The 13275-nt window shown below is 42.9% G+C and carries 13 protein-coding genes; 1 reads left to right on the top strand and 12 read right to left on the bottom strand.

Translation table 11 applies throughout. The features are described from left to right. Positions 1-11 precede the first annotated feature (11 nt). Positions 12-374: an Asp23/Gls24 family envelope stress response protein gene (locus ACN6MY_RS09925; protein WP_419883797.1), complete on the bottom strand. Its 363-nt coding sequence runs from the start codon at positions 372-374 to the stop codon at positions 12-14. A 250-nt stretch (positions 375-624) separates the two neighbouring features. Between ACN6MY_RS09925 and rpmB the strand changes: the two genes are divergently transcribed. Further along, on the top strand, positions 625-813 hold the full coding sequence (rpmB, locus tag ACN6MY_RS09920; protein WP_028392895.1) for a 50S ribosomal protein L28: 189 nt from the start codon (positions 625-627) through the stop codon (positions 811-813). A 230-nt stretch (positions 814-1043) separates the two neighbouring features. On the opposite strand, the gene spoVM is transcribed toward rpmB, so the two are convergent. From spoVM to priA, 11 genes are all read right to left on the bottom strand, one after another. Continuing rightward, positions 1044-1124, bottom strand: coding sequence for a stage V sporulation protein SpoVM (gene spoVM / locus ACN6MY_RS09915; protein WP_046522178.1), 81 nt, complete (start codon positions 1122-1124; stop codon positions 1044-1046). Between the two features lie 116 nt (positions 1125-1240). Next, entirely contained in the window at positions 1241-1894 is a 654-nt protein-coding gene (locus ACN6MY_RS09910) for a thiamine diphosphokinase (RefSeq protein WP_419883796.1), read from the bottom strand. 200 nt (positions 1895-2094) lie between these two features. Beyond that, on the bottom strand, positions 2095-2739 hold the full coding sequence (gene rpe / locus ACN6MY_RS09905; protein WP_419883795.1) for a ribulose-phosphate 3-epimerase: 645 nt from the start codon (positions 2737-2739) through the stop codon (positions 2095-2097). Between the two features lie 2 nt (positions 2740-2741). Continuing rightward, positions 2742-3623, bottom strand: a complete 882-nt coding sequence (gene rsgA / locus ACN6MY_RS09900) for a ribosome small subunit-dependent GTPase A (protein ID WP_419883794.1) — start codon at positions 3621-3623, stop codon at positions 2742-2744. A 21-nt stretch (positions 3624-3644) separates the two neighbouring features. Then, entirely contained in the window at positions 3645-5663 is a 2019-nt protein-coding gene (gene pknB, locus ACN6MY_RS09895; protein ID WP_419883793.1) for a Stk1 family PASTA domain-containing Ser/Thr kinase, read from the bottom strand. A gap of 5 nt (positions 5664-5668) precedes the next feature. After that, on the bottom strand, positions 5669-6418 hold the full coding sequence (locus tag ACN6MY_RS09890) for a Stp1/IreP family PP2C-type Ser/Thr phosphatase (RefSeq protein WP_419883792.1): 750 nt from the start codon (positions 6416-6418) through the stop codon (positions 5669-5671). A gap of 4 nt (positions 6419-6422) precedes the next feature. Next, positions 6423-7514, bottom strand: a complete 1092-nt coding sequence (gene rlmN, locus ACN6MY_RS09885) for a 23S rRNA (adenine(2503)-C(2))-methyltransferase RlmN (protein ID WP_419883791.1) — start codon at positions 7512-7514, stop codon at positions 6423-6425. Continuing rightward, positions 7515-8864 carry a 16S rRNA (cytosine(967)-C(5))-methyltransferase RsmB gene (rsmB, locus tag ACN6MY_RS09880; RefSeq protein ID WP_419883790.1) on the bottom strand — a complete coding sequence of 450 codons (1350 nt, stop codon included), beginning with the start codon at positions 8862-8864 and terminating at the stop codon, positions 7515-7517. It abuts the gene before it with no gap. Beyond that, positions 8851-9810 carry a methionyl-tRNA formyltransferase gene (gene fmt, locus ACN6MY_RS09875; RefSeq protein ID WP_419883789.1) on the bottom strand — a complete coding sequence of 320 codons (960 nt, stop codon included), beginning with the start codon at positions 9808-9810 and terminating at the stop codon, positions 8851-8853. Before fmt ends, rsmB begins: the two co-directional genes overlap by 14 nt. Then, positions 9807-10292, bottom strand: a complete 486-nt coding sequence (gene def / locus ACN6MY_RS09870) for a peptide deformylase (protein WP_419883788.1) — start codon at positions 10290-10292, stop codon at positions 9807-9809. Before def ends, fmt begins: the two co-directional genes overlap by 4 nt. A gap of 567 nt (positions 10293-10859) precedes the next feature. Continuing rightward, positions 10860-13271 (bottom strand): primosomal protein N', encoded by a 2412-nt coding sequence (gene priA, locus ACN6MY_RS09865; protein WP_419883787.1) that lies wholly within the window; start codon positions 13269-13271, stop codon positions 10860-10862. Positions 13272-13275 lie beyond the last annotated feature (4 nt).

Below are 13275 nucleotides of genomic sequence, written 5' to 3'. Positions count from 1 at the left end.
TTTCCTCCTAACTAAAGGTTCGTCACGCGGACTCCCTGTACAAAAATATTTACAGAGTCCACAGCTAACCCTACCGTCTTGTCCAGGGTGTATTTTACTTTCGATTGTACATTATGCGCAATCTCGGAAATCTTGGTTCCATAGCTTACGATGATAAACATATCGATATGCACTTGGCCATTTTCCTGACGGACGATTACACCTTTAGTGAAGTTTTCTCTTCTCAGGATTTCTGTAATACCATCCTTTAACTGTTTCTTGGATGCCATTCCGACTATTCCGTAGCAATCCACAGCCGCGCCGCCTGCTACAGTGGCAATGACATCTGTTGATATATCAATTTGCCCAAATTTCGTTTGTAATTCGATTGACATAATACGTTCCCCCTCCCAAAACTCTTATTAGCTATAAAACATTTTACTATAATGTCAGGTCATTTAAAAGCTATTGTCTTACGGTACTATTATAAATCAATCCCCCTAAGTCTATGTCAAGGTATTTTTCTTGAAAGTAATGCACAGAAGTATTGCATTATCGTTTTAGGTATGGTAAATTATTAAAGTATTTCTAAAGACTTAAGATTGATTGTAACTTAAGCTTGCTGTAGTTAGGAGGGAATTTAACATGGCACGTCAATGTGTAATCACAGGAAGAAAAACTCGTTCTGGTAACAAACGCTCACACGCAATGAACGCTAACAAGCGTACTTGGGGCGCTAATCTTCAAAAGGTGCGTATTTTAGTTGATGGCAAACCTAAACGTGTATACGTTTCTGCAAGAGCTCTTAAATCAGGCAAAGTAGAACGCGTATAATGTACAGGCATCCTTCCAGAAAGGGTGCCTTTTTTCTATTTTGTTACTCTTCCTGTTTGTCCGCTCCTTTTCCTCATCCTGTGCCTCCTCTCCTTGCCGGCCCAGTGAAACAAGATAAAACCCGCCTCCGGCCTTTCTCAATCCTTCTTTAGTTTATAGAGCATTTAATTTACTGAAGCATCAAAAAATAGCACCCCCCGCAGAGGATGCTATAGCAGTTTTGCAGTATGTCAGCCTTTTTTAAACGCTCCAAGCATGGCCCTTACCAGGCCTCCCAGCACCTTTGGCAGCTTAATTGTATAAAACTTCATAATGCCCCTCCTCTGTAAACCGCTTCTTTTTACAAGCGAATCTGCATTTTACGAGATAAGCCAAAATAGGGATATAGGAAATAAAATAAGTCCGTATCCTCATTCAAGCGTGAATTTTAATCACTGCTTCTTATCACCAATAATATGCCCTCAGAAAAGGAAAGATGACCAATATCAGAAATTAGTTCATTGCTGACACAAAGAGTAGAGCCTCTCTTTACACGGCGGTTTTCGAGCGGATACTTAAAGCCTTGAAGCGTTAACCCTTCAATACAGCTTGCCGCCGGGATAAAGGAAATGTATTTTTTTTCGGGATCACGGCCGATTTGATATGTTCCCGGTGTTTTAACCGTGATTGTATTTTGTTTATCTGCAATGTATATGGAAATAGAGTTATGCAGCGGAAGGATTGATTCTTTAAGCAGAAGCTGCATGTTTCCGAAAAAGTGGTCCAGCCGCCCTCCTGTTGCCCCCAAAATATAAATTTCTTCTGGTTTTTGCCGGATTGCCCATTGAAAGGCAAGCTCCAGGTCCGACTCATTTTTCTCTGAAGGATATACCTTCAGATTTTCGAGTTTCTGCTGGATGTTTTCCAGTTCTCCTTCAGTTACAGAATCAAAGTCACCAAATGCCGCATCAGGAACAATCCCGCTTTCGAGCAGATGATGCACACCTCTGTCTGCCCCAACCCACACGTCCGCCTTATTTTTATAAGGAAGAAGATCAGGCAATAAATGAACAGGTCCTCCTGCCAGCATGCAAATAATCATGTTAAACCTCCCTTTTTTATATATTAAGCTCTGTTATTTTTGCCTATTGTTTCCCGCTTCAGCCGCCGCCTTTACAAATCATCATAAAGTCTCGTTAATATGTAACTGAGCCTATAACAAAAAAGCCGCCTTTAAGCAGAATATGGCAGGCAAGTGATGCCTATAAACCATTACATGCTTAAAGTCCGGCTTTCTTGCGATTAGCTGCGGAGTTTTCCGATGGCAGCTTTCCGGTCTTCCTGATTAAAAACAGCCGATCCCGCAACTAAGACAGTTGCTCCATGTTCGACACATAGCCTTGCCGTTTCCTCATTCACACCGCCATCGACTTCAATGTCAATTGCAGCTCCTTTTTCCTCGGCCAATGCTTTGACTTCAGAAATTTTAGGCAATACAGATTCAATGAACTTTTGGCCTCCAAAGCCAGGATTCACTGTCATCAGCAATACCATATCAATGTCATTGATAACATGCTGTATAGTCGAAACCGGAGTAGCCGGGTTCAAGACCACTCCCGCCTTCACTCCATGAGATTTAATCAATTGGATAGTGCGGTGCAGATGTCTGCAGCACTCTACATGCACAGTCAGAATATCTGCGCCTGCCTTCGCGAAAGCTTCAATGTATGAATCAGGGTCTTCAATCATTAAATGAACATCCAGAGGCAGTTTGGTAACTGGACGGATTGCATCAACAATCAGCGGGCCAATTGTAATATTTGGAACAAATTTTCCATCCATTACATCAACATGAATAAAGTCCGCTCCTCCTTTTTCGACATCCGTGATTTCTGCCCCCAATTTTGCAAAATCTGCTGATAAGATTGATGGTGCGATTTTAACCATTATTAGTACCTCGGCTTTCTGTCTTTTATTTCTTCTAAAAACTGCAGATAATGATTGTACCTGTATTGAGGTATTTCTCCGCTTTCTACAGCTTCTTTTACTGCACACTTTGGTTCTTTGTCATGAAGGCATCCGCGGAACTTGCAGCGCTCGCCTGTCTGATAGATTTCAGGAAAACAATATGAAAGCCTTTCAGCCTCCATCTCCAGGAAATCAAGCGAACTGAAACCTGGCGTATCCGCCACAAGTCCAGAACCTACATGGATCAGTTCAACATGCCGGGTTGTGTGCTTTCCCCGGCCAAGATGTGATGAGATATCATTTGTCTTAAGTTTGAGTTCGGGCTTCATGGCATTCAGCAAGGATGATTTCCCTACGCCGGACTGCCCTGCAAAAACACTGGTTTTACCCTGCAAATACGGCTGCAGCTTTTCAATCCCTTCGTTTGTTTTTGAAGAAGTAGTGATCACTGCATATCCAGTTTTTTTATAATCGGCGATATATTTTTCAATTTCTTGTATCTTGGACTCCTGCAGCAAGTCCATTTTGCTGATACAAATAATCGGCTCAACTTCATTATCTTCTATCAGGGCCAAAAAACGGTCCAGCAGTGCCGTGCTGAAGTCAGGCTCGACCGCAGAAAATACAAGGATGGCCTGATCTATATTGGCTATTGGCGGCCGTACCAGCTCATTTTTCCGGTCTTTCACTTCTAAAATATAGCCGTCCGTGGGGTTTTCAGCCTGATAGACAACTGAGTCGCCAACAAGCGGATTCACTTTATTCAGACGGAATACTCCCCTGCCTCGGCATTGAATCACATTCTCGCCGTCCAGCACATAGTAAAAACCGCTTAGTGCTTTTATAATTTTGCCCTCCGGCATAGCCTCACTCCTTTTTTAAAATCAATCTTCCGGATATGGTACCGGTTCGTCCAAGATGACCTGATCGTCTCTCATTACTTTGATTTCTGCTTTATCGTTAAAAGGAATTGTAAGCTCAATCGTTCTTTTGGCAGGACGGGTGATTGAAAAGCTATCTGCCGGCTCCTTCATGGTTCTTGTCAGGTCACTTATATAAATTTTCACCAGCTGGGATTTCCCTTCGGTATCTGGTTCATAGTCGATAGAAATTTCTTTGCTGACCGTTTTAGGTGGCGGTTCCTTAGCCCCTTTTGAAAGTACAACACTGACTGTGCTGCCTTTTTCAATCCCCGTGCCGGCAGAAGGGGACTGGGATATGACCAAACCTTCAGAAATGGCATCATTATACTCTGCTTTATCTGAATTGATGGTAATACCCGTTTCTGCTTCATAATCATCCAGGCTCGCTTTACTGTACTTTGTTAAATCTCGTAAAGTTATTTTTTCCGGACCCTTGCTTACTGTAAAATCAAACACTGTATCCGAAGGCACAATTTTCAATCCGGCTCCAGGATATTGCGAAAGGATGGTACCTGCATCGCTGTCATCATATTCTTCTGTGATGTTTATATCTTTGATACCCATCTTTTTAAGGCTGGATCTTACATCATCGATATCCATGTCCGTATAATCCGTGACATCGGTCTTTTCCCTGCCAGTACTTTGGTAGATATTCACTTCTGTTCCTTCTTTGACTACCTGGCCTTCTGCCGGATCTGTCTTGATTACCTTTCCATCTTGAACATTTTCATCTTCAAGCTTTATAGTGTTTCCTATTGCCAATCCCTTATCGAGCAAAAGAGTCATGGCATCATCAAGATTTTCATTTTTAACACTTGGAATCTTGATTTCTTTTGCAGCAAACAGGTTAGGGAATACTGTAAGGGACATTACTCCGAGCAAGGCTAATACCACAAAAGTAGTGATTAGAATAACAGGTAGCCTTTTCCGTCTTTTCTTGATTTTCTTTTTCTTCTTGCTGTTTAGCTTTTTTCCTTCAGGTTTGGCCGCGGGCTCTGGTTCCTTGGCCACTGCCTGTTTATCCCCAGGATCCGCAGCATTCTCATGTCCCCTGACAATTGTTTCATCATAATTGGAAATGCTGTCTTGGGTTATGATCGGGATAGCTTTGGTAGCATCATCATCCATTGGGATGATGAAGGGCTTTTCATTCTGCCTCTCGGGGTCCAGGGCACTTCTGATGTCCTCTTCCATTGCATCTACACTTTCATAGCGGTAATAGGAGTCTTTGGCAGTGGCTTTTAAAATAATATTTTCTACACTTTGCGGGATTGCCGGATTCCAGCGCTTTGGCGACGGGGTTTCTGATTGAAGATGTTTAAGGGCAATAGAAACAGCAGATTCCCCGGAAAACGGCAGCCTTCCAGTCAGAAGTTCAAACATAACAATCCCAAGGGAGTAAATATCAGACTTTTTATTAGCCATTCCTCCTCTGGCCTGTTCTGGAGAAAGGTAATGGACTGATCCCAGAACAGCATTTGTCTGGGTGATATTTGTGGAACTGAGTGCCATGGCTATGCCAAAGTCCGTGATTTTCACGGTTCCCTGTTCATCAATAAGAATGTTTTGCGGCTTAATATCCCGGTGGATAATCCCATTATGATGGGCATGTGAAATGGCTGCGGTAATTTGTTTCATAATATCCAGCGCTTTTCTTATCGGAACAGGATAATGCTTTTGTATGTATTGCTTTAATGTCAGGCCATTAACATATTCCATCACGATATAGTAGATATCGTCTTCTTCCCCGACGTCATATATACTCACAATATTAGGGTGGGCAAGGCTAGTTGCAGATTGGGCTTCACGATTAAAACGTTTGATGAATTCTTCATCATTGTTAAAATCCATGCGCAGAATTTTTAATGCCACCTCGCGTTCAAGGATCATATCCCTTGCCAGGTACACATTGGCCATTCCTCCGCCGCCAACCATATCCAACAGCTTGTAGCGGCCATTAATTCTTTTACCGATCAGCATACCACTCACCCGCTTTCGCTTTCATTCGAAAATTCAACAAGCACTAGGGTGATATTGTCTTCTCCGCCATTCTGATTGGCCTGGCCGATCAAAGAATCCGCTTTATCCTGGAGCTGCTTTTCTCTCAGCACAATATTTTTCATATCATCTGCATTTAGTTTATTGGACAGGCCGTCAGAGCATAATAAAAGCATGCTGCCCCGATTCATGTAAATGGTCGTTATATCAATCTCTACATATAATTCTGTTCCCAAAGCGCGCAATAAAACATTCTTCCGCGGATGATGCTCTGCATCTTCCCTCGAAATCTGCCCAGAACGGACAAGCTCATTAACCAAAGAATGATCTTCAGTAACCTGCCTGAATTCGCTTCCGTCAAATAAATAGCATCTGCTGTCACCTATATTGGCGATCGTAATAAAAGCTTCCGTACATATGGCAGCAACAATGGTTGTACCCATGCCCTGGCATTCCGTGTTCTTTTCCGAATGCTCAAACAGCAGTTTGTTCACTTTGACTATGTGGTCGCGAAACCAATCCTCTGCATCATCCGGAGATAGAATGTCAACAGACTGCGACCAGCTTTTGCTCATAAATTCAATCGTCATTTCACTGGCAACATCACCGGCACGGTGGCCGCCCATGCCATCTGCAACGATGGCCAGGCGGACGCCTTGCGGATTAAGAAAGATACCGCCATTATCTTCATTATGCTGGCGGACCTTTCCTCTGTCTGTCATAAATATTGCCTTCATAGGTTCACCTCGTCTCTTCTTTTCGCTCCTTAGCGCGAAGCTGGCCGCATGCAGCGTCAATATCCGAGCCTTGTTCCCTACGGATCGTAACGTTGACACCATGGTTTTTCAGCGTTTTTTCAAAAAGGAAAATTTGTTCCCGAGGTGTTCTCACATAGTTGCGTTCCGGCACATAGTTAACCGGGATTAAATTCACATGGCACTTAATGCCTTTAATCAGCCTTGCAAGCTCTTCTGCATGCTCTACCTGATCGTTTTCACCGCCAAACAGGCCGTATTCAAAGCTGATTCTTCTGCCTGTCTTTTCTGTATAATATTTCACAGCTTCGATAAGATCTGGAAGCTTATAGGCACGGTTGATCGGCATAAGCTTGCTTCTAAGCTCCGAATTTGGGGCATGCAGGGAAATGGCAAAGTTAATCTGCATTTCTTCATCCGCAAACTTATAAATTTTTGGGATGATTCCGCTCGTTGAAACCGTGATATGGCGGGCACCGATATTCAATCCTTTTTCGTGATTAATATTTTTAAGGAATGAAAGCATATGGTCATAATTGTCAAACGGTTCACCTATACCCATTATAACGACAGAACTTACTCTTTCTCCAGCTTCATCAAGCGCCTGCTGTACTTTTACGACTTGTGCGACGATTTCTCCTGCTTCAAGATTCCGTTTTAATCCTCCAAGCGTGGAAGCACAGAATGTACAGCCAATCCGGCACCCTACCTGTGTCGTGACACAAACCGAATTACCATATTCATGGCGCATTAAAACTGTTTCAATGGAATATCCGTCATGGAGTTCGAATAAAAACTTGATTGTGCCATCATTTGATGTTTGCTGTATTAAAGTATTTAGAGTTGTTATGGAAAAGCTATCCTCTAATTTGTCGCGCAGCCCTTTATTTAAATTGGACATTTCTTCAAAGCTTCCGACTCTTTTTTTGTAAAGCCAGTCATATACCTGTTCTGCCCTGAATGGCTTTTCACCGTTTCCTGAAAGCCACTCCCTTAACTGATGCAGCTCAAGTGAATAGATGGAAGGCTTCTCCTGAGATTTTTCTTCTTTATTTCTTGCTGTTAACACTTCTGCCATTTACTGTACCTTCTTTCTAAAGCTGGCAATGAAAAAGCCATCGCCGCCAAAATCCTGAGGCAAGACCTGGATTTTATGATTAACTGCGAATGGTTTAATTCCATCCGGCATTCTGTCCTTCAATTCCGTATCCATTTCAAAATCGGGATTAGCCGCCAAAAATGCTTCTGCGACTTCATCATTTTCTTCCCTATCTACTGTGCATGTGCTGTAAATCAGCCTTCCTCCCTTTTTGAGGAGCGGTGCAGCTGCCTCGAGAAGGTTTTGCTGAATAACGGACAGCCTCATTATATCATCTTTTGATTTTGTATACTTTACATCAGGCTTTCTGCGCATGACACCAAGTCCTGAACATGGAGCATCAACAAGGATCCGGTCAAATCCTTCCTTATTAAAAACTTCCTGCACTTTCCTGCTGTCATATGCCAAAACTTTGATATTCTTTAGACCCAGCCGTTCTGATTGCTCTTTGATCAGCTTCACTTTATGTTCATGGAGATCAAGAGCAGTAACCTGACCAGTCGACAAACCTTCCGCAATATGAGTCGTTTTGCCTCCAGGTGCCGCACAGCAATCAAGGACCATATCATTGCCGCTTGCTCCCAGTGCATATGCAGCCATCATGGAGCTTTCATCCTGAATGGAAAGTAGACCCATTGAATAGCTTTCCGAATGAGCAAGATTTCCGCTAAGGGAATGTATTGCTTCAGGAATGATGGTACTTCTCTCAACCTGAAACCCTTCTTCTGTTAATGCGCTGATCAGCTCATCCCTGGTAATTTTTTTCGTATTTACCCTTGCTGTCTGTACTGGGGGAATCAGGTTCAGCTCGCACATTTCTTCTGTTCTTTCTTTCCCAAGCTGTCCAATCCAGCGTTCAACAAGCCATTGGGGGGTGCTTGTTGAAATGGATATCTTTTTTGCTTCGTCTTCAATATCTTCCAATGAAGGAACGCCATTTCGCTGAATGTTTCTCAGCACTCCATTTACCATAGAGGAAATCCCCTTATGGCCGCGCTTCTTGGCAATTTCAACTGCTTCGAAAATAATCGCATGATCAGGGACCTTATCTAGGTAGACGGTTTGATACAATGACAGTCTCAGCAGATTGATGACCCAGGAAAGTGTTTTCTTTTGGTTCTTGATAAACGGCTGCAAATAATAATCCAGTGTCATTTTCCTCTGTATGGTGCCATAGGCAATTTCCGTAAGCAGTGCGCTGTCTGCTTGGGACAGCTTATTTTTATTAATGACAGTGTTCAGCAATAAGTTACTGTATGCCTGATTTTTTTCAACTGATTCTATAACATCCAATGCTATTTCACGGACATTTTTCTTATATTGACTCATTCTCTTCTCCTAACTTCAATCCGGCTGTAATAAACGAACCGGCACCGCGCAAGTAATCTTTTGCACTCATTCTTTTCTTCCCGGACGGCTGCAGTTCCGTGATCAATACGGCAGTCTTATTTCCGGTTGCTACTAAAATCCCATTATCTTCAATTGAAATAATTTCACCTGGAGCTTTTTCTTTGTCAGTATGCAGTTTTGCCGCTTCCCAGATTTTTAAAACTTCCCCGTTCATCAAAGTGTAAGCGATTGGCCAAGGATTCAACCCGCGGATTTGATTATAAATATCTTCACCTGAATGATCCCATTTTATTTTCTCATCAGCCCGCTTTATATTTGGTGCAAATGTAGCCTCTTCATCATTTTGTTTAATTGGAGACAATTCTCCCTTGATGAGTTTAGGAATGGTTTCAGATAGTAAATCAGCTCCTGCAGCACTTAGCTTTTCATGCAGCGTACCTACATTATCATTTTCCTCAATTTCCACTACAGCTTTAGTCAGAATATCTCCGGCATCCAATTTTTTTGCCATATACATGATAGTTATGCCGGTTTTTTCTTTCCCCTGGAGGATTGCGTAATGAATTGGAGCTCCTCCTCTTAGTTCCGGAAGCAGTGAGGCATGTACATTGATGCAGCCTATTTTCGGGGAATCAAGAAGTTCATTAGGAAGAATCTGTCCAAAAGCCGCTGTAACGATTAAATCCGGTTTTAATGAGATTATTTTATCCAATTCTTCTTTAACGCGGATTTTTTCCGGCTGAAATACAGGAATTCCGTGTTTTTCTGCTTCGATTTTGACTGGCGGCGGAGTAAGAACCCTTTTTCTTCCAACCGGGCGGTCAGGCTGAGTGACAACCCCGATCACTTCATATCCATCCGTGATAAGCCGCTGAAGGACTGGCACCGAAAAATCAGGCGTTCCCATAAAAACGATTTTTGTCATTCTTCTTCATATCCTTCCAATTCTTCTTGTGTTAAATAATGTGTAATTTTGCTTGTAAATAAAATGCCATTTAAATGGTCAATTTCATGCTGGATCGCCCTTGCCAGGAAATCCTCTGCTTCGATTTCGTAATGCCGGCCTTTTCTGTCCTGTGCCTGAACCTTTATTTTGTAAGCTCGTTTTACTTCTCCATAAATCTCGGGGAAACTAAGGCATCCTTCAGGTCCGGTTTGCTCTCCATCCTGTTCGACAATAACAGGGTTTATTAATTCTATTACACCTGATTCGTCATCAAGATCGACTACAGCAATCATTTTCCTCAAGCCGATTTGCGGAGCAGCCAGCCCCACCCCATCAGCTTCAATCATCGTTTCGTGCATATTATTTAGCAGCATGGCCAAATTTCGGTCAAAATTCGTAACTTTATCACACTTTTGTTCCAGAATTTTATCCGGAAACATAACAATCGGTAGTATAGCCAATATAAAATAAACCTCCTATATAAAAACAGCAAACGTTCTCCGCTTAAAAACAACCCGATTTTAACTAATCAGCCGGCTTCCGTAAAAAAACAGGCAGCCGGCAGGAAACTGAAGTCTCAACAACTAGAAACCATTATAAGCTAAAAAACAAAATTCTTCATCCTAAAAAAGCGTAAGTGCCTGTTTAGCCTCGACCAGCATAAGGCACGGAAGAATAGAAGGCGCAATTTGACTTCAATTCTTGCGTGACTTATGACCTCGAGAGGCTAGGCACTGAAGCTGGATTTCATAAAAAGCGTAAGTTCCTGAATAGCAGAACAAAGACTAAGTACGCCGCGTCCTGCGGCAACGTCTTCGTGACCCCCATCCCGGGGGCCCTCAACCAGCATAAGGCACGGAAGAATAGAAGGCGCACTTTGACTTCAAAGGCCAAAACTCTTTCAAGGAACGCTCCTTTTGCCAAAAGACAAGCCTTCCTGATAACCGTTTTTCAGGAAGGCTTTAATTATTATTATAATGGGCCGGGCTAAAGAATGGCATTCATGCTTATTTTTTAGTTCATTCTGTTTACATCATGATTTGAGGTTTTAAGTCAATTGAAATCTGAAGGTGATGCTGTGATGTTTCCTGCTGGTAGTGCTCCAGAATGGTTCTCATGAGTTTGGGCAGCATCGGTTCCCTTTTGTATTTTATCAGACATTGATAGCGATATCTATTGTTAATCCGGGTAATTGGAGACGCAACCGGCCCAAGAATGATTGATTTGCTGCTCAAACCTGAACTTAGATACTTTGTGATTTTTTCGGTAGTGGACACGGCTTTCATTAAATCCTCATGAGAAACCGTAACAAGTGCTACATAGTAATATGGCGGATAATGATTTTGTCTCCTGATCATCATTTCCCGCTCATAGAAAGCATCATAATTCTGTGTGCCTGATAATTCAATGCTGTAGTGTTCAGGAGTGTAGGTCTGGATGATAACTTCCCCTTCTAATTCATGCCGCCCTGCTCTGCCGCTAACCTGGGTCAGCAGCTGGAACGTTTTTTCAGAAGAACGGAAATCCGGCAAATGAAGCATGGTATCTGCCGAGAGCACACCCACAAGTGTAATATTGGGAAAATCGAGCCCCTTGGCAATCATTTGCGTTCCGAGGAGGATATCTGCCTTTCCCTCTCCAAACGCCGTAAGCAGGCGTTCATGTGAACCTTTTCTGCTTGTTGTATCAACATCCATCCGGATTACCCTCGCTTGGGGTAAAAGCTTTACCAGCTCCTCCTCCACCTTTTGGGTACCTGTACCAAAAAATCGGATATGGTCGCTGCTGCATTCTGGACAAATAGACGGCATGCCTTCTTCATGTCCGCAGTAGTGGCACTTAAGGGAGTCATTAAAGCGGTGATAGGTCAGCGATATGTCACAGTTGGGACAGTTCAGTACGATGCCGCAGCTCCGGCACATAACAAAAGAAGAGTGGCCCCTTTTATTTAAGAGCAGTACCATTTGTTCTCCCTTTTCCACACGATCTTTCATCTTCTCAAAAAGAATTTCTGAAAACATAGACCTGTTTCCTGAACGGAGTTCTTCTCTCATATCCACAATCTGGACAGAAGGCATGGCATGATTGTTCATCCTCTTAGTTAGCGTCAAAAGGGTATACACTCCTTTTTGCCCCCGTGCAAAGGATTCCAGTGCAGGAGTCGCACTGCCTAAGATAACCGGGCACTTATGGGAAAGAGCCCTTTCAATTGCAGCATCCCTGGCATGGTATCTTGGAGTTTCCTCCTGTTTATAGCTTGATTCATGTTCTTCATCTATTATGACAATCCCTAAATTTTCAAATGGAGCAAAAACAGCAGAACGTGCGCCTACAACAACCTTAACTTCCTTGCGGTGGATTTTTCTCCACTCATCATATTTTTCTCCCGCAGACAGCCCGCTGTGCATGACCGCCACCTGTTCACCGAAACGTTCCTTAAAACGCTTGACTGTTTGGGGAGTCAGGGATATTTCCGGAACAAGCATAATTGCTTCTTTTCCTTTTTGCAAAACCGAATCAATAGCCTGGAGGTAAATTTCCGTTTTGCCGCTTCCAGTCACGCCATACAAAAGGAATACTTCATGTTTTTCAGCTTCGATAGCCGAAACCACCGGCTTCAGTGCTTCTGCTTGTTCATCTGTCAGGTCAAAAGGCTTTGTTCTTTCGAATATCCTGTCTTGATAAGGGTTGCGGTAAATTTCTTCTTCTGTTTCAGCAAGGATTTTCTTATCTTCAAGCGCCTTAATGGTGCTTGTGGAGGCATTAGTTTTTTCCGTAAGCTCCTTTAAGCTGATTTTCCCATGGCTGCTGATGAAAAACCTGACAACAGCCCGCTGTTTTTTTGAATTCTGCGATAGCGTTTTATCAAATTCCTCCAGCTCTTCAGGAGAAAGGATCGGCTCGATATAACGGGCCGTTTTTTTATTAGTCCTGTTTTTCACATGGTAAACCAGCTCCAGATTTCCTTTTTGAACTTCTTCCTGGAGCAATGCCATATGATTGCTGTTTAATGCTTCATTCCATTCTATAGAGCCGTTTCGATCAAGCAATTGCTTGATGACAGGATGCAGAGTTTCTTGTTTGCCTGGAGGAGCCTGGAGCACTTTTTCATACTTTGCTTTCATTGCTGCCGGAAGCATGGATTGCAGGGCAGATATCTTAAAGCACATCGTTTCCTCCGTAAGCCAGTCTCCAAGACTCAAAAGTTCCTCATTCAAAACAGGCTCAAGATCCATAGGTTCTTTTATTTCCCTCAGCTTCCCAAACTCACTGGCGGATTTTAGGGCAGTAACGAACCCCTGGACCATCCGCGGGCCAAAAGGGACAATAACCCTCATCCCTGGCCTGATCGCATCGATCCATTTATCAGGAATCCGGTAATCGAATTCCCGGTCTGTCTGTTTAGCAGGAACATCAACGATAACCGAGGCTATATTCATGAAT

Source organism: Peribacillus sp. B-H-3 (assembly GCF_048572925.1).
In the GTDB taxonomy this organism is placed as follows: Bacteria; Bacillota; Bacilli; order Bacillales; family DSM-1321; genus Peribacillus.
The sequence above is the reverse complement of the archived record's forward strand: the minus strand, read 5'-3'. Positions and strand labels throughout refer to the sequence as shown.